This is a genomic window from Mycobacterium sp. D16R24 (genome assembly GCF_002013385.1).
Classification (GTDB): Bacteria; Actinomycetota; Actinomycetes; order Mycobacteriales; family Mycobacteriaceae; genus Mycobacterium.
In genome coordinates, this window is sequence record NZ_MAEV01000006.1 from 64,070 (window position 1) to 81,469 (window position 17,400).

Annotated in this window: 15 protein-coding genes; 9 read left to right on the forward strand and 6 right to left on the reverse strand. The window is 63.8% G+C overall.

Going from position 1 to position 17,400, the window contains the following annotated elements; genetic code table 11:
* Window positions 1-97 precede the first annotated feature (97 nt).
* From B4383_RS04870 to B4383_RS04880, 4 genes are all read left to right on the forward strand, one after another.
* Complete coding sequence (locus tag B4383_RS04870; RefSeq protein ID WP_078289281.1) at window positions 98-3,769, forward strand: multifunctional oxoglutarate decarboxylase/oxoglutarate dehydrogenase thiamine pyrophosphate-binding subunit/dihydrolipoyllysine-residue succinyltransferase subunit; 3,672 nt, start codon at window positions 98-100, stop codon at window positions 3,767-3,769.
* A 560-nt stretch (window positions 3,770-4,329) separates the two neighbouring features.
* Entirely contained in the window at window positions 4,330-4,455 is a 126-nt protein-coding gene (locus tag B4383_RS26985) for a lipase family protein (protein ID WP_286143772.1), read from the forward strand.
* 50 nt (window positions 4,456-4,505) lie between these two features.
* Window positions 4,506-4,976 carry a lipase family protein gene (locus B4383_RS26990; protein WP_286143727.1) on the forward strand — a complete coding sequence of 157 codons (471 nt, stop codon included), beginning with the start codon at window positions 4,506-4,508 and terminating at the stop codon, window positions 4,974-4,976.
* A 478-nt stretch (window positions 4,977-5,454) separates the two neighbouring features.
* Entirely contained in the window at window positions 5,455-6,771 is a 1,317-nt protein-coding gene (locus B4383_RS04880; RefSeq protein ID WP_078289284.1) for a lipase family protein, read from the forward strand.
* A 7-nt stretch (window positions 6,772-6,778) separates the two neighbouring features.
* On the opposite strand, the gene B4383_RS04885 is transcribed toward B4383_RS04880, so the two are convergent.
* Window positions 6,779-7,933 carry a helix-turn-helix domain-containing protein gene (locus tag B4383_RS04885; protein ID WP_078289287.1) on the reverse strand — a complete coding sequence of 385 codons (1,155 nt, stop codon included), beginning with the start codon at window positions 7,931-7,933 and terminating at the stop codon, window positions 6,779-6,781.
* A 240-nt stretch (window positions 7,934-8,173) separates the two neighbouring features.
* Between B4383_RS04885 and B4383_RS04890 the strand changes: the two genes are divergently transcribed.
* The 3 genes from B4383_RS04890 (at window position 8,174) to B4383_RS04900 (ending at window position 10,623) form a co-directional block, all read left to right on the forward strand.
* Window positions 8,174-8,815, forward strand: coding sequence for a methyltransferase domain-containing protein (locus tag B4383_RS04890; RefSeq protein ID WP_078289290.1), 642 nt, complete (start codon window positions 8,174-8,176; stop codon window positions 8,813-8,815).
* A gap of 95 nt (window positions 8,816-8,910) precedes the next feature.
* Complete coding sequence (locus B4383_RS04895) at window positions 8,911-9,741, forward strand: SDR family oxidoreductase (RefSeq protein WP_078289508.1); 831 nt, start codon at window positions 8,911-8,913, stop codon at window positions 9,739-9,741.
* Window positions 9,742-9,786: 45 nt separating this feature from the next.
* On the forward strand, window positions 9,787-10,623 hold the full coding sequence (locus B4383_RS04900; protein ID WP_078289292.1) for an SDR family NAD(P)-dependent oxidoreductase: 837 nt from the start codon (window positions 9,787-9,789) through the stop codon (window positions 10,621-10,623).
* Window positions 10,624-10,654: 31 nt separating this feature from the next.
* Here B4383_RS04900 and B4383_RS04905 read toward each other — a convergent pair whose 3' ends face one another.
* Window positions 10,655-11,935 (reverse strand): serine hydrolase domain-containing protein, encoded by a 1,281-nt coding sequence (locus B4383_RS04905; protein WP_078289295.1) that lies wholly within the window; start codon window positions 11,933-11,935, stop codon window positions 10,655-10,657.
* 105 nt (window positions 11,936-12,040) lie between these two features.
* The gene (locus B4383_RS04910) at window positions 12,041-13,312 is read right to left on the reverse strand and encodes a serine hydrolase domain-containing protein (protein ID WP_078289297.1); all 1,272 of its coding nucleotides are present in this window, start codon (window positions 13,310-13,312) and stop codon (window positions 12,041-12,043) included.
* 50 nt (window positions 13,313-13,362) lie between these two features.
* Between B4383_RS04910 and B4383_RS26575 the strand changes: the two genes are divergently transcribed.
* Window positions 13,363-13,509 carry a hypothetical protein gene (locus tag B4383_RS26575; protein ID WP_176138491.1) on the forward strand — a complete coding sequence of 49 codons (147 nt, stop codon included), beginning with the start codon at window positions 13,363-13,365 and terminating at the stop codon, window positions 13,507-13,509.
* On the opposite strand, the gene B4383_RS04915 is transcribed toward B4383_RS26575, so the two are convergent.
* The 3 genes from B4383_RS04915 to B4383_RS04925 all read right to left on the reverse strand — a co-directional run bounded on the left by B4383_RS04915 (window position 13,506) and on the right by B4383_RS04925 (window position 16,206).
* Window positions 13,506-14,270, reverse strand: coding sequence for a glycine betaine ABC transporter substrate-binding protein (locus tag B4383_RS04915; RefSeq protein ID WP_286143728.1), 765 nt, complete (start codon window positions 14,268-14,270; stop codon window positions 13,506-13,508). The genes B4383_RS26575 and B4383_RS04915 overlap by 4 nt on opposite strands.
* A gap of 97 nt (window positions 14,271-14,367) precedes the next feature.
* Window positions 14,368-15,510: an NADP-dependent malic enzyme gene (locus B4383_RS04920; RefSeq protein WP_176126637.1), complete on the reverse strand. Its 1,143-nt coding sequence runs from the start codon at window positions 15,508-15,510 to the stop codon at window positions 14,368-14,370.
* 84 nt (window positions 15,511-15,594) lie between these two features.
* Entirely contained in the window at window positions 15,595-16,206 is a 612-nt protein-coding gene (locus B4383_RS04925; RefSeq protein WP_078289305.1) for a MarC family protein, read from the reverse strand.
* 95 nt (window positions 16,207-16,301) lie between these two features.
* On the opposite strand from B4383_RS04925, the gene corA reads away from it, so the two are divergent.
* Window positions 16,302-17,396, forward strand: a complete 1,095-nt coding sequence (corA, locus tag B4383_RS04930) for a magnesium/cobalt transporter CorA (RefSeq protein ID WP_078289307.1) — start codon at window positions 16,302-16,304, stop codon at window positions 17,394-17,396.
* Window positions 17,397-17,400: the final 4 nt, after the last annotated feature.

The following is a 17,400-nucleotide window of genomic DNA, read 5'->3' on the forward strand; positions in this document are numbered from 1 at the left end:
CACCGTGACACCTCACCCCCGTTGGCGACGCGTTAGCCTGGTACCGGTCGCTAAACGGACTGATTATCGAACGAGACGGAGCGAGGCGAAGACTGCCGTGAACGGTTCAAATCCCCAATTCGGGCAGAATGAATGGCTGGTCGAGGAGATGTACCAGCGATTCAAGGAAGACCCGTCCTCGGTGGACTCCAGCTGGCACGAATTTCTCGCCGACTACGTGGCCGAGCCCGCGACCGACGCCGGCAACGGCCACGCCGCTGCGGCCCCCACTCCCGCACCAGCCGCACCAGCCGCGCCTGCCGCGCCTGCAGCGGCAGCACCCGCGGCCCCGGCAGCCGCCCCGAAGCCTGCCCTTCCGCCGGTGCCCTCCGCTGAAGGTGACGAGGGTCAGGTACTGCGCGGCGCCGCCGCGGCCGTCGTCAAGAACATGTCGGCCTCGCTGGAGATCCCGACCGCGACGAGCGTCCGGGCCATTCCCGCCAAGCTGATGATCGACAACCGCATCGTCATCAACAACCACCTCAAGCGCACCCGCGGCGGCAAGATCTCCTTCACGCATCTGCTGGGCTACGCCATCGTCCAGGCCGTCAAGGACTTCCCGAACATGAACCGGCATTTCGCCGAGGTGGACGGGAAGCCCACTGCCGTAACGCCCGCCCACATCAACCTGGGCCTGGCCATCGACCTGCCCGGCAAGGACGGCAACCGCACTCTGGTCGTGGCCGCCATCAAGGGCTGCGAGACAATGGCTTTCGGCCAGTTCATTGCTGCTTATGAGGACATCGTGCGCCGGGCCAGGGACGGCAAACTGACCGCCGAGGATTTCTCCGGGGTCACCATCTCGTTGACCAACCCGGGCACCATCGGCACCGTGCACTCGGTGCCCCGCCTCATGCGCGGTCAGGGTGCCATCGTTGGTGCCGGCGCGCTGGAATACCCCGCGGAGTTCCAGGGCGCCAGCGAGGAGCGCATCTCCGATCTGGGCATCGGCAAGCTCATGACGCTGACGTCCACTTACGACCACCGCATCATCCAGGGTGCCGAATCCGGCGACTTCCTGCGCACGGTGCATCAGCTGCTGCTCTCCGACGACTTCTTCGACGATATTTTCCTCGAGCTGGGCATCCCCTACGAACCGGTGCGCTGGCGCATCGACAACCCCGACTCGATCGTCGACAAGAACGCTCGGGTGCTGGAGCTGATTGCGGCATATCGCAACCGGGGCCATTTGATGGCCGATACCGATCCGCTGCGCCTGGACAAGACCCGGTTCCGCAGCCACCCCGATCTGGATGTACTCACACACGGCCTGACGCTGTGGGACCTGGACCGCGAGTTCAAGGTCTCGGGGTTCAAGGGTCAGGAGTACATGAAGCTGCGCGACGTGCTCTCGGTGCTGCGCGACGCGTACTGCCGACACGCCGCAGTGGAATACACCCACATCCTGGAACCCGAGCAGCAGAAGTGGCTACAGGAGCGCATCGAGGTCAAGCACGACAAGCCCACCGTCGCCGAGCAGAAGTACATCCTCTCCAAGCTCAATGCCGCCGAGGCGTTCGAGACTTTTTTGGCCACCAAATACGTTGGACAGAAACGATTCTCACTGGAGGGCGCCGAGGGTGTCATCCCGATGATGGACGCCGTCATCGACCAGAGTGCCGAGCACGGCCTCGACGAGGTGGTCATCGGCATGCCGCACCGCGGCCGACTGAATGTGCTGGCGAACATCGTCGGCAAGCCGTACTCGCAGATCTTCACCGAGTTCGAGGGCAACCTGAACCCGGCGCTGGCGCACGGCTCCGGTGACGTGAAGTACCACTTGGGCGCCTCCGGCACCTACATCCAGATGTTCGGCGACAACGACATTGAGGTGTCGCTGACGGCCAACCCCTCGCACCTCGAGGCCGTGGACCCGGTGCTGGAAGGCCTGGTGCGCGCCAAACAGGACGTCCTCGATGTCGGCACCGACGGTGGCCGCTTCACCGTGGTGCCACTCATGCTGCACGGTGACGCTGCATTCGCCGGGCAGGGTGTGGTGGCCGAAACCCTGAACCTCGCCAACCTCCCCGGCTACCGGACCGGCGGCACCATTCACATCGTGGTCAACAACCAGATCGGTTTCACCACCGCACCGGAGCATTCGCGATCCAGCGAGTACTGCACCGACGTCGCGAAGATGATCGGCGCACCGATCTTCCACGTCAACGGAGACGACCCCGAGGCGTGCGTTTGGGTGTCACGACTGGCCGTCGACTTCCGACAGAAGTTCAACAAAGACGTCGTCATCGATCTCGTCTGCTACCGCCGGCGCGGCCATAACGAGGGTGACGATCCCTCGATGACCAACCCGCAGATGTACGAAGTGATCGACACCAAGCGCGGTGTGCGCAAGACCTACACCGAATCCCTGATCGGCCGCGGCGATATCTCAATGAAGGAAGCCGAAGACGCCCTGCGCGACTACCAGGGCCAGCTGGAGCGGGTGTTCAACGAGGTCCGCGATCTGGAGAAGTACCAGCAGCGGCCCAGCGAGTCGGTGGAAGAGGATCAGCAGCTGCCGCAGAAGCTGGTCACCGCCGTCGACAAGGCACTCCTGCAACGCATCGGCGACGCCTTCGTGTCGTTGCCGGAGGACTTCACCGTGCACCCGCGCGTCAAGCCGGTGCTGGAAAAGCGTCGTGAAATGGCCTATGAGGGCAAGGTCGACTGGGCCTTCGGCGAGCTACTTGCCCTCGGCACCCTCGTCGCCGAGGGCAAGGTGGTGCGGCTCACAGGCCAGGACTCCAAGCGCGGCACCTTTACCCAGCGCCACGCCGTGATCATCGACCGTCACAACGGCGATGAGTTCAGTCCGTTGCAGCTGGTCGGCGTCGACACCACGGGCAACCCCACCGGCGGGCGTCTTGTGGTGCACGACTCATCACTGTCCGAATACGCTGCCGTCGGCTTCGAATACGGCTATTCGGTGGGCAATCCCGACGCAATGGTGTTGTGGGAGGCGCAGTTCGGCGACTTCGTCAATGGCGCGCAGTCCATCATCGACGAGTTCATCTCCTCCGGCGAGGCCAAGTGGGGCCAGCTCTCCGAAGTGGTGCTGCTGCTCCCCCACGGCCACGAGGGACAGGGCCCCGACCACACCTCGGGCCGCATCGAACGGTTCCTGCAACTGTGCGCCGAGGGGTCGATGACAGTCGCGATGCCGTCGACACCTGCCAACTACTTCCACCTGTTGCGCCGGCACGCGCTGGACGGCATCACCCGACCGATGGTGGTGTTCACACCAAAGTCCATGCTGCGCAACAAGGCTGCCGTCAGCGACATCAAGGACTTCACCGACCGCAAGTTCCGCTCGGTTTTGGAAGAGGCCACCTACGAGGATGGCGTCGGCGATCGCAGCAAGGTCCGCAGGATCCTACTGACCAGCGGCAAGTTGTACTACGACCTGCTGGCTCGTAAGCATGCCGACAACCGCGACGACGTCGCGATTGTGCGCATCGAGCAGCTGTATCCCATCCCGCGCTACCGGCTGGAAGAGACCCTCGGCCGGTATCCGGATGGTACGCAGTACATCTGGGTGCAGGAAGAGCCTGCGAACCAGGGCGCGTGGCCGACCTTCGGCTTGAACCTGCCCGAGGTGGTGCCGCGTCTGACCGGCCTGACCAAGATCTCCCGCCGGGCCATGTCGGCACCGTCTTCCGGTTCCTCGAAGGTGCATGCCGTCGAGCAGCAGGAAATCATCGACGAGGCGTTCGCTCCCACATCTGAGTAGGAGTGAATGAACCCAAGGTCAGGCCCGCCCCTTAGGGGGTGGGCCTGATTCATTACCGGACCCCTGCCTCGTTGCGCACGTGTTGAATACGCTGCGCCCATGACGGCCAAGCCCGCACCCGCAATCGAACCGATTACGCTACCGGTCGAGGAATGGCCACCGCTTAACGGCAAGCCCAGACCCTCGCCCGAAGATCCGTTCTACCTACCCCCGTCCGGCTGGGAGAACACACTGCCGGGAAGCGTATGCGGCGCAGGAGAATTCGTATCGCCTTCTTCGGCATGGTCCCCTTACGCCTGCAGGCCTGGCACCTGCTCTACCGCACCACCGATCTCCACGGCGCCCCCGAGACCACAGTGACAACCGTGCTGGCGCCCCGCGATGCCCGCGAGACGTCACGGTCCTGGCCTATCAGTGCGCCATCGATGCGGTGTCTCCACGAGCCTTCCCCTCCTATGGGCTGCTTCCCCGAACGTTCGGCCTCGACCAGGCTCAGAACGAGCTGATGTTGATGGTGGCCGCACTCGCCCGAGGTTGGGTGTGCGCGCAACCTTGAACGCCTGCGGCGTACATGGCATACCCCGCTCCCGGCCAATGCCCCCGTCGGATTCTGGGGGTACTCCGGAGGCGGGACAGCGAGCACCTGGGCCGCCGAGATGGCACCCGTCTACGGCACCCGGAACTGAATGTCGTCGGAGCGCTGCTTTGCGCTCCCGCCGCGCGGCCAGGCGCGCTCGTGCGGAAGCACAGCGGCAAATTCGCCTCTGGACTCGTCCCACCGTTGCTGGCCGCGATGACGCGGGCGCACCCGAGCACATTTGAATTCCTTGGTGGGTACCTGACCCAGCGCGGACGTCAGATCATCGCCAAGGCAACAGAGGTAAGTCTCGCGGAATCGGTCTTGCGGTGGCCATTCGAGAACTTCGACGCCCTCGTCGATCGGCCCATCGAAGAATTGATGAAAGCGCCCGAAATCGCCAGAGTCACGGAAGAAATGGAACTGGGGCACCGCGTGCCCAACGCGCCGGTTTACCTGTACCACGCCATCCATGAACAGCTACTACCCATCGCGGCCTCCGATCAGCTGGCGCGGGCCTACATCGCGGGCGGCACTCACGTCACCTACCGCCGCGACCGGAGCACCGAACATATTCGGCTGGCCGTGCTCGGTGGCAGCGATGCCCTCGGCTGGTTGGCCGCGCAGTGAGCGGGTAAGCCATTGTCGCCGACATCGGACATCCGGACCGTAATCTCGACATCTCTGACCCACCGCGCGGCGTGGAGCCAGCTGCACTGGCAATGGGGAATCCTCAAGCTGTTCCTCGGCCGCCTGCAGGTACCGCAACAATGGCCAGTCCTTCTCGTGAGAACTTAACCAAAGAACCGACTCGGTGTTCATTTTTGCCACCGGTATTACCCGCCAGTAACCGTCTGGGCAGCAATGATGGCGACCCGTGTATTCTGAGAACCGTTCCGAGGTTGACTTCGACCGTTTGCCTAATCGGTGATGAACCACAAGGTCGAACTGGCGCCTTAGTGGCTAACCCCGATTCAGCGCCGATTCTTACCACGGACCATTCTTGTTGAATACGCTGCGCGAATCCTCAGATTCTTCTACGGACATCGCCACGGCCGATCTGGTCGCCCGGGAAGATAAGAGCGACCAGAGCAAGGACAGGAGCCAGATGACTGCCGGCACTGCGCCCACGTCCACCCCGGCGACTCGGTCGATCGAGGACTGGCCGATGCAACTCGGTAAGCCGCTACCGTCCCCGGACGACCCATTCTTTGTCCCACCCGATGGCTGGAACAAAACCGCACCCGGCACACCCTTGCGGCGCAGGCGAGTTCGGATTGGGTTGTTTGGGCTCATTCCCCTGAGGCTGCACGCATGGCAGGTGCTCTATCGCAGCACCGACCTACATGGGGCCCCCGAAACGACCGTGACAACGGTGCTCGTCCCGAAAAAGACGACGGAGGCGGCGCCACTGCTTGCCTTCCAAAGTGCGATCGACGCCGTCACCCCCAAGAGATTTCCCTCCTACTATCTGCAGCACCGCACCTTCGGCATCAACCAGTCACAGAACGAGTTTCTGCTCGCAGTGGCGGCACTCCAACGAGGGTGGATAGTCACCATCAGCGACCATGAGGGGCCGAAGGGCCTCTGGATGGCGCCCAAACAACCCGGCTACCACGTGCTGGACGCACTGCGGGCCACGATTGCGGCATCCGGCGAGGACGGCATCCCGCAGCTGTCCATCCAAACCCCGGCGGCGGTGTGGGGCTATTCGGCCGGCGGCAATGCGACCGCGTGGGCGGCCGAGCTCGCCGGTGAGTACGCGGCCGAGCTCAACCTCGTGGGGGCATTGATCGGCGCGCCCGCACCCCAGCCCGGCCCCCTCATGCACCATCTCAGCGGCCGATACTCTTCGGGGCTCATCATCATCGTGCTGGCGGCCATGATGCGGGTAAGTCCGTCCATCCAGGACCTCCTGGAGAAGCACCTCACCAAAAGAGGCCGCCGGATGGTCGAGAAGGCCGAACGCCTTACCGTCATCCAGGCACTGCTGTATTGGCCATTTCTCGACTTCAACAGGATCTTCGACCGTCCCGTCGAAGAGGTGATGGACACGCCAGAGATCGCCGCCCTCACCGATGCGATGACGCTGGGGCTACGCACCCCTACCGCGCCGATCTACCTCTACCACTCGATTCACGACGTGCTCCTGCCTGTTTCCAGCACGGACCAACTCGCCGAGGACTACATCGCCGGTGGCGCACATGTCACCTACCGGCGCGACCGTGCCAGCGAGCGCGTCTTCCTGCTCCTGTCCGGCGGTCATGATGCGCTCGGCTGGCTCGATGAACGCATGCGCGGCAAGACATTACCGACGCGACCCGATATCCGAACGGTGTTGTCGACAGTCCTCTCACCACGCGCCCTCATCATGTACATCCGACAGGCTGTGGCCATCGTGAAGCTCCTCGCCGGGCGGCTCTGAACCTGATTCAGTGCGCCTTCACAGCCAGTAGCGCGGCTGCGAGAGTGCGCGCGGCCGACGGCTGCGCGGGATCCAGGCCGGTGAGTTCGGCGACCCGACGCAGTCTGTAGTCAAGGGTGTTCGGATGCACGTGCAGCGACTTGGCCGCGAGCTGCCGTCCGTGCTCGTGCTGCAGGTACGCGCTGAGCGCCTGCTGCAAATGTGGATGTGCCGCCAGTGGCTGGACCGTCGCGGCGAGTAGATCTCGGGCTCTGCCCGGGCGGGTGATCTGATACTCCAAGAGCAGATCGGCGAGCCGGTAAGCGCCCGGTACTCGACCGAGTCTTAGTGCAAGTATGGCCAACTCACGCGCCTCGTCCGCAGCGGCGGCTATCTCACCCGGATCGGTGGCATCGGAGACTCCGAGCATGACCGGCCCCCCGGCCACCTCGGAGAACAACGGAAGCAGCGATTCCACCTTGCCCACCGCGGGCAGCAAGATGATGCCGCCCCGGCCGTCCAACGATGTAAGGACAGGTTCGCGCGCGTACTCGTCGAGGATGTCCTGCACCAGATGCGCACGCCGTCGTGCCACCACGGTGTTCGCTGCAGGTTCCGGCATGAACAGGAACAGCACGTTGTAGGACAGCGCCAGCGTGACACTGGCGCGTTCGGCGGCCTCCGTCCACGGCGTCCCCTTGACCAACGCGTCGAAAAGATCGCGCCGGGCCTCCGTCGTCGCACTGTAAAAGCCTTGTCGCTCTTCAAGATACGCGGCAGTGACGGCGGGTAGCATCAGCTGCAGATATCGCTGCACCTGCATACTGACCGCCAGCACCTCATCGATCTCGTCGGGGGTTGCCAGTTCCCGGAGCGTCTCTATGCCGACCCGCGCGGCGACGTTGTACACGGCCAGGATCGCCGGAAGCGGAATGTCTTCCTGCGCCCGCCGTGACGCCGCCAGGATCGACACCGCGAACTCGTCTTCTGTGGGTGCCCGCGACTCCACCAGGACCCGGGAGAAGATTCTGAAGTGCTGCTTGGTGAACTCGGTGATCTCGCCGTCGAGAACCTCGCGTGGCAGCATCCCGTAATACGGCACCTCCGCAGCGAAGCAGTCCACTGCGCGGCGTGCCGTCTCCGGCAGCCGACGCATGAACCGATCACTGAGTGACGCCGTCATCAGCGGACTCCAACTTCTCCCACTGCACCGTGGAATACCCGTACCCTCGCGGACCACATCCGCTAGACCCCTGCGCACCCTACCGTCCCTCAGTTGAGTTCGGAGGTTTGCTCAAAGGTTCATGGCACGGCACGGGGGTTATTGGGGCCAGTCATAGCTTTCGGGCATGGGCCTCGTATCTTTCACAAAGATCAGGCCGAGTCACGGACTTCCCCCCCATACCGCTCCTAGGTTTCACAGATGACTGCCATCGCCCCACGGCGTTCACTCAATGAGCTGGTCACGCGGTACTGGACCATGATGTCGAAGGTCTACAACTTCCCGTTCGTGCAACGCCATGTCTACCGCCCGGCCCAAGACGACACCATCCGGCAACTACGCGAGCATAACGCCCAGCGGATCGCAGATATCGCTTGTGGCACAGGAATATTAGCGTCCCGCATCCAAGCCGAGCTGAGTCCGGCATCGGTTTTCGGCGTCGACATGTCCGATGGCATGCTCGCCAAGGCAAGGGCCCGGTCCACCGAGGTTCACTGGAAGAAAGCACCCGCAGAGCAGCTCCCTTTCGGGGACGGCACTCTCGATGCCGTGGTGACAACATCGGCATTCCATTTCTTCGACCAGTCGGCCGCGCTGGCGGAGTTCTACCGCGTCCTCGCCCCGGGTGGCATGGCCTCGGTCGCCACGATCTGCCCAAAGGAGCGCAGGTGGTTGCCTCGAGGAACCGGCGAACGTGGACCGGCGCACTTCCCTACAGCCGGTGAAATGGAGCGGTTGTTCTCCCGTGCCGGGTTTGATGTCGTCGTGCACCGCCCGGTGACGCGGCCGATCACACCACCCCTAATCTCCGTCGACTGGATCTGCGTCGGCCTCAAGACCTGACCGTCACCTGCCGCCGCCCTGACAACGCCGCGCCGCCATCCATTACCCTCACTGATTGACGTCAGCCTCACAACGTAAATCTGTCAGGAGTGCTCATGGACGGCTTTAACGGCAAGGTCGCCGTGGTGACCGGCGCGGGTTCGGGAATCGGGCGCGCACTGGCGGTGGAACTCGCACGCTCGGGCGCCAAAGTGGCCATCAGCGACATCGACAACGAGGGCCTGGCCGAAACCGAACGCCAGATCAAAGCCCTCGGCGCAGAGGTGCGCTCCGACCGCCTCAACGTCGCTGAGCGCGAAGCCTTCCTGCTCTACGCCGACGTCGTCAAGGAACACTTCGGCAAGGTCAACCAGATCTACAACAACGCCGGCATCGACTTCCACGGCGACTTCGAGATCAGCGAGTTCAAGGACATCGAACGAATCATCGACGTCGACTACTGGGGAGTGGTCAACGGCACCAAGGCCTTCCTGCCGCACCTGATCGCCTCCGGCGACGGCCACGTCATCAACGTCTCCAGCATCTTCGGCGTCATGGCATGCCCTGGCCAAAGCGCCTACAACGCAGCGAAATTCGCGGTACGCGGGTTCACCGAGTCGCTGCGCCAGGAGATGATCATCGCCAAGTTGCCGGTCGCGGTCACCTGCGTGCACCCCGGCGGCATCGAGACCAATGTGGCTCGCAACGCCACAGTGGCCGAGGGGTATGACCATGCCGAGTTCGCGAAATTGTTCGATCTACTCGCACGAACCAGCCCACAGGCGGCGGCACGCATCATCCTCACCGCCGTCCGCAAGAAGAAGCCACGCGTACTCGTTGGGCCGGACGCCAAGGTGATCGACGTCTTGGTCCGACTGACGGGCTCGCGGTACCAGGATCTGTTCCTGCTCGGCGAGCGGTTCCTGATGCCCAAACGTTCCAGCTGACCCACTACTCTGACTATTTGACAGTCGTCTAACAAGGAGACATCTATGGAAGGCTTCAACGGCAAGGTCGCCGTGGTGACCGGCGCGGGTTCGGGAATCGGGCGCGCACTGGCGGTGGAACTCGCACGCTCGGGCGCCAAGGTGGCCATCAGCGATGTCGACGCCGAAGGTCTGGCCGAAACCGAACGCCAGGTCAAGGCTCTTGGCGCGGAGGTCCGCTCCGATCGCCTCAATGTTGTTGAGCGCGAAGCCTTCCTGCTGTATGCCGATGCCATCAAGGAACACTTCGGCAAGGTCAACCAGATCTACAACAACGCCGGCATCGCGTATCAGGGCGAGGTAGAGGAAAGTCAGTTCAAGGACATCGAGCGAATCATCGACGTCGACTTCTGGGGCGTGGTCAACGGCACCAAGGCCTTCCTGCCGCACCTGATCGCCTCCGGCGACGGCCACGTCATCAATGTCTCCAGCCTTTTTGGCGTGCTGTCCATGCCTGGCCAAAGTGCCTACAACTCAGCGAAATTCGCGGTACGCGGGTTCACCGAGTCCCTGCGCCAGGAAATGATCATCGGCAAGAAGCCGGTCGCCGTCACCTGCGTGCACCCCGGTGGCATCAAGACCGCCATCGCACGCAACTCCACTGCTGCGGAGGGCTACGACGTCAAGGCCGGGGCCGCCATGTTCGACAAGTACCTGGCGAATACCAGTCCCGAAGCGGCCGCGCGCATCATTCTCACCGCGGTCCGCAAGAAGAAGCCCCGTGTACTCGTCGGCCCCGACGCAAAGATCCTCGATGTGATCGTTAGGGTCACCGGAGCGCGCTACCAGGACATCTTCTCCCTGGTCACCCGCTACGTGCTACCCAAGCCCACGAAGAAGTAGCTTCCCTGGGTTGATCATTCGCGCTCCGCGGCTACCGCGCAGCGCGAATGATCGACGGCAGGAAGGTTCCGATGATGGTCTGGTCGAAGACCATCGTGCTGGGAAGCCGGTTGTGCACGATCGCCACCGAGATGTTGCGTTTCTGATCGGCCCACCCGAAGGAACCGCCGGCTCCGATGTGCCCGAAACCGCCACCGATCATCGGCACCGTCAACGAGTGGTACCCGCGGTGCCAGCCCATTGGTAGCCCCAGCGTGTGGTCAATCTGGTAGCTGTTCTTGCGTGCCAGTCCCTTGGTGATTTCCGGCGAGAGCAGCCGTATCCCGTCGACACTGCCGTCCCCCGCCAGGGCGGCGTAGAGCTTGGCCAGTGCGGGCGCGGTACAGCAGGCGCTGCCCGCTCCGCACCGCAGATCCATTACCGGGGCACTCGCATGCCCGTCGTCGGCCACCAGCATCTCGGCACCGGGCTGGTAAAACGTGGAGGCCGCGCCCTTGGCCCCGGGCATTTTGTCGAGAACCCCCATCACCGGCGGGGCCGCCCGGCGAATGAAGCCAGACCTGGCGACCCGGTCCAAATACGGAGTGAGGGCGGCTGATTCGGAGGGCGCACCTTCAGGAGGCCGCCCCATATGGATGCCGTCGACTCCGAGCAACTCGGCGAGTTCGGTGCGATACAACTCTTCGAGGTCCTTACCGGTGACGGCCTTGGCAAGCCGTCCCATCAGCCAGCCGATAGACAGCGCGTGGTAGGCGGGCTTACCGAAGTACCTGTCGACGGGCGCGGCGGCAAGCCGGTCTGCCATCAAGTCCGGATCGAACATCTCCTCGTAATTGCGCGCAATGCCCGTCAGCCGCGACAACCCTGCCGTGTGCGACAGGATCTCGTCGACCGTGATCGCACCCTTGCCCTGCGCGGCGAACTCGGGCCAGTACCGCGACACTGGCGCGGAATAGTCCAACAGACCGCGATCCACCAGTCGGTGGATGATCGTGGCGGTGACTCCCTTGGACGCCGAGAAGATCACCGGCGCCGTTTCCCGCGTCCATTGCTGCCCTACCTGTGCGAGCCCTGCCCACAGATCGAGTACGGGTTCACCGTCCACATACACGCAGATGGCGCCGCCGCCGACGTGATACCTGGTGAAGGCAAGCGAGAAGACCCGCACCACTCCACGGAACTCGGGGCGGGCCCAGCCATTCACCCCTGGCGGCAGCTCCACACCGCGTTCCAGCGGCGGATAGGCGAAGGGAAGGGGGGCGGGTTGCGACGATTCAGTGGCCGCGACGTCGAAGCCATGGGGTTGTGCCATAAGTAACACTGAGTACCAGGTACTTCACGTCGTGACAAGACTGGATGGGCAGATGTCAGGACGGATACCCAATCGGCGCTCACCGATTGGGGGCCCTTCACGACGTCAGCCGACGGCCTTGATGATCTGGGGCCACAAGAACGCAAACGAGATCTGGTCGAGCGCCATGGTCAGCGGTAGCCGGTTATGTGCGAAGCCGACGGAGATCTTGCGCTTCGGGTCTGCCCATCCCATCGAGCCACCGAGCCCGATATGGCCGAAACCGCCGCGGAATCCGTTCATGGGCAGCGACATATACCCCAGGTGCATCCCCATCGGGAACACGATGGTGCGGTCGATGGTCAGATTGGTCTTACGAGCAAGCCCCGCAACAGCTTCCGGAGAGAGGAACTCGCGGCCGCCGACGCTGCCACCATTGGCCAGGGCGGCGTACATCTTGGCGAGCGCGGGCGCCGTGGCCACCGCGTTGGCCGCGGGTGCCTGCATGTCGTACAGGGCCGAATTCAGCGTGCCGTCGTCAGCGAGGATCCGCTCCATTCCGGGCTCGTACATCGTGCCGATGGCACCTTCGAAACCGGGAAGGCGGTCGATGGCATGAATGACCGTTGGCAGCACCCGGCCCACCACGGGCATGTTCGCCACCGGGTCCAGGAAGGGGTACATCGAGGCGGCCTTGGTCTGCGAGGTGCGCGGCGGCCGACCGAGGTGAATCCCGTCGACCCCGAGCGGTTCGGCTATCTCGGTCCGGAACAGCTCGCGCATGTCCTTACCGGTGACCGATCGAGCGAGCCCCGCGAGCAGCCAGCCGAAGGTCAGTGCGTGATAGGCGCGCTTACCGTAGAACTTGTCGACGGAGGCCGCGGCAAGACGTTGCTCCATCAACTCGTGATCGGCGATTTCCTCTGCGTGGTATGCGATTCCTTCAAGCCGCGAGAGGCCGGCGCGATGATCGAGCACCTGGCGCACGGTGATGGTCGACTTACCGTTGGCCCCGAACTCCGGCCAGTAGCGCGCGACCGGGGCGTCATAGGAAAGCAGCCCGCGATCAACCAAACGGTGAATGACGGTGGCGGCGATGCCCTTCGACGCCGAGAAGACGAGGGCGCCGGTGTCACGCGTCCAGCCCTGCCCGGCGGCCGCCGCGCCGGCCCAGATATCCAGCGCCGGTTCGCCGTCGACGTAGACACTCAGGCCACCGCCGCCCAAGCGGTACTTGGTGAACATCCAATCGAAGGTCCGGACGACGGAGGACAGTTCAGGCCGTGCCCAGCCCTCCACTCCACCCGGTAACCGCAATCCGGGCAGGTCCCCCGGGTACAGCTCATCGACACGTGCAGGTGCTGTGGCCGCAACATTGGGGCCCAGAGGGATTGCCATAGTCAGACGTGAGTAGCACGGCTTAAACGACCAGGTCAAGTCACGATCTGATGTATGGAGGTGTTATTGCAGGTCAGAGACCCGCAGCCCTGCCCGCCGTCATCCGCGCACTCGCCCTCACCGAGGCACAGGTCGTCGACCACGTCGCCCGGCTCGCCTCCGCCATCGCGAGCCAGCACATCAACACTGCTGATTAGCGCAGCAAAATCTGGTGGTCGTTGAGCCAGGTATCCACCACACGCTGGGCGTCCGCGCCGCTCAACACCTCCCGGGTCATCGCTGCCAGATCACCCGTGGTCAGCTCACCGGCAACCTTGTTGAGCGACAACACCTGAGGTTCGGACAGCTCATTGCGGCGGTACAACGGCACGACATTGTTGGCCGGAAGCCAGCTCTTCTCGTCGTCAACCAGGGTGACCCCGGCAGTAGGAAGAGCCGGGTTGGCGGTTGACGTCCAGGCCACTGCCACTTCCCCACGCTTAAGAGCAGCGAAAAGCTCACCAGTACTAGGGAATTGACGCGGATTACCCGTCGAACAGGAGCCGAATCGAACCACGGGAGCAGACCCCGAACCCACCTGACCGGCGCGTGCCAGTTCATCGCAATGCCGCGCGAGCCCGGCCAGCGTGGGCTTGGAAGAAGCACTTGTCCCAACAGTTGGAACCGCCAAGGCTGCGCGATCTTCAGCCGTCCCGTAATCGGCCGCCGCCACACCGGCCGGCAGGGAGGCGATCATGGCCTTGTAGGTGACCTCTTCGTCACCGCTGGGCCGCTGCTGCGGCGCGAACTGGCGCAGCAGCCTGCCGGTGAATCCGGGTGCCACGCTCGCGATGCCCGTATCCAATTCCGCTACCGGATCGGCACTCTCCCGCACCGTGGTGTCGATACCAGTCGCCTTCACCACCGCCGCATAGATGTACGCCAGCACCCGGTACTGCGGTTCATTCGGCGTAACCACCGTCAAATACGGTGCCGGGCCATGGTTTTCCGAACAGCCAGCCAGAACGGACACCGCTAGCAGCAGCCCCGCCGTCCATGCGCGAAACGTCAAACGGCTAGTCGCTCTCGTGCGCAACAGCCTGGACAGCCGCGGCCACGGCGGGTCCGACACGCGGATCCAGCGGGCTGGGCACAATCTTGTTGGGCGCCAGATCGGGCTCCGCCACCGAGAAGATTGCCTCGGCCGCAGCCACTTTCATCCGCTCGGTGATCTTGGTGGCCTCGGCGTCCAATGCCCCGCGGAATACGCCGGGGAATGCCAGAACGTTGTTGATCTGGTTCGGGAAATCGCTGCGCCCGGTCGCGACGATCGCCGCGTACTTGGCCGCCACGTGCGGGTGAATCTCGGGATCGGGGTTCGAGCACGCGAAGACAATGCTCTCGTCGGCCATAGTCGCGATGAGTGACTCGTCGACCTTTCCAGCCGAAACACCCAGGAACACATCGGCACCCGCGAGCGCCTCCGCCTGTCCGCCGGTGAGACCGCGCGGGTTGGTGCGCGCGGCAAGATCCACCTTGAACTCGTTGAGGTCGTCGCGGCCGGAATGCACGATGCCCTTCGAGTCCAGCACCGTGACGTCGGTGATGCCGTCGGCCAGCAGGATGTTCGCGCACGCGACGCCCGCCGCACCCGCACCGGATATCACCACCTTGAGCGACTGCTGGTCGCGGCCCAACACCCGCGACGCACCCATGAGCGCGGCCAACACCACGATGGCGGTGCCGTGCTGGTCGTCGTGCATCACCGGACAGTCCAGCGCCTCGATCACGCGCCGCTCGATTTCGAAACAGCGCGGCGCCGAGATGTCCTCCAGGTTGACCGCACCGAAGGTGGGGCGCAGCCGGATCAGCGTCTCGACGATCTCGTCGGGATCCTTGGTGTCGAGCACGATCGGGATGGAATTGAGCCCGGCGAAGGTCTTGAACAGCGCGCTCTTGCCCTCCATGACGGGAAGTGATGCCGACGGACCGATATCGCCGAGACCGAGTACCGCGCTACCGTCACTGACCACCGCGACCAGGCGGTGCGCCCACGTGTACTTCTTGGCCAGGCTGGGGTCGGCGGCGATGGCCCGCGACACCTGTGCGACACCCGGGGTATAGGCGATCGACAGTGCACGCTGCGTATCCAGCGGCGACTTGAGCTCTACCGACAGCTTCCCGTCGATATGCGCTTCGAAAATCTCTTCATCTGTCACGACAACGTCGGATGCGGTCACAGCGTGAGACTACTGGCCGCCGTGGAGGTCACTTCTCGCGACTCTGGAACTGTGAGCGGCCCGTTACGCGCCCGCCACGAATCCCCGCACCGACTCGGCGATCATCTGCACCGCGATGGCCGCCAGTAACAAACCGGCCACCCGGGCCAACAGCATGATTCCGCCCTCCCGCAGCACCCTGATCAGCACCGTTGAGAATCGCAGCGTCAGATACAGCACCAGGTGCACGCACAGAATCGCCGCACCGATGGCCAGATATGTACCCATCTGCCCCTGCGCCTGACGGACCGCGATGATGGTCGCCGCGATGGCGCCCGGGCCTGCCATCAGCGGAGTACCGAGCGGCACCAGGGCCACATTGACCCCGCTGTCGGCGTTCTGGCTGGTGGCGCCGCCCATCAAAAGGGACAGGCCGGTGATGAGCAGCAGCAGGCCGCCGGCACCCTGCAGCGCGGGCACACCTATATGTAGGTAGGTCAGGATCGCCTGGCCACCGATCGCGAACATCGAGATGACGGTCAACGAGACTGCCGGCGCCTGCCAGGCGGCGCGATGTCGCTCGGCGGCGGGCTGGCGGCCCGTCAGCGACAGAAACACCGGTACCGCACCCGGGGGGTCCATGATCACCACCAGAGTGATGAACACTGAGGTGAACACCGCGATGTCGAAGGTCACGACTTCAGTGTCCCAGGCCGCCCCACAGCTTCGCGGGTTACCATCGCGCGGAACGGTTCCGGAGAACGATTGGTTGCGAGCAGGGAGCCCACATCATGGCGCGATTTCCGTCGGTCAATCCGTCGTCGTTGCGTACACCTATCCGTGGCCGTGAACCAGAAACCGATGCCAAACGCATCCCGGTTCCGCTCGCCCGCGCCATTGTCGACTGCGGCGTCTACGTCGACGGGGTCCGGCTGCCGGGCAAGTACACGCCGACCGCCGCGCTGGAGAAGGTGCGCTCACTGGATCGCGGGTTCGTCTGGGTGGGCCTGCACGAACCCGACGAACATCAGATGGAGGCGGTCGCTCAGCCTTTCGGGCTACACCGGCTGGCCGTCGAGGATGCCGTGCACGCACACAACCGCCCGAAGCTCGAGCGGTACGACGACACCCTGTTCTTGATTCTCAAGACCGTGAATTACGTTGAACACGAATCCATCTCTTCCGCCCGTGAGATCGTGGAGACCGGCGAGATCATGATCTTCGTGGGCGGCGACTTCGTGGTAACGGTGCGCCACGGCGACCACAGCGGGTTGGCTAAGGTGCGCGCCCAGATGGACTCCGATCCCGACCACATGCGGCTAGGTCCGTACGCCGTGATGCACGCCATCGCCGACCGCGTGGTCGACTCCTACATGGAGGTCTCTGATCTCGTCGAGACTGATATCGACGCGATGGAGCAGAACGTCTTCTCACCCCGGTCCAGCACCGATATCGAACATATCTACATGCTCAAGCGCGAGGTGGTGGAGCTGCGTCGCGCGATCAGCCCGCTGACGGGAGCACTCAGCAAGCTCACCCAGGACCACAACGACCTAATCACCAAGGAAGTCCGCCGGTATCTACGTGACGTGCTGGATCATCAGAGCCACGCGGCCGATCAGATCGGCAGCTACGACGAGATGCTCACCTCCCTGGTGAATGCGGCCCTGGGCAAAGTGGCCATGCAGCAGAACACCGATATGCGCAAGATCAGCGCATGGGTGGGGATCGCCGCATTTCCGACCATGCTCGCTGGCATCTATGGGATGAACTTCGAGCACATGCCCGAATTAGCAGAACCGGCCGCCTACCCGGTCGTTCTGCTTGTCATGGTCGTTGTATGCACGCTGCTGTACCGGAACTTCCGAAAGAACGGGTGGCTATAGCGCG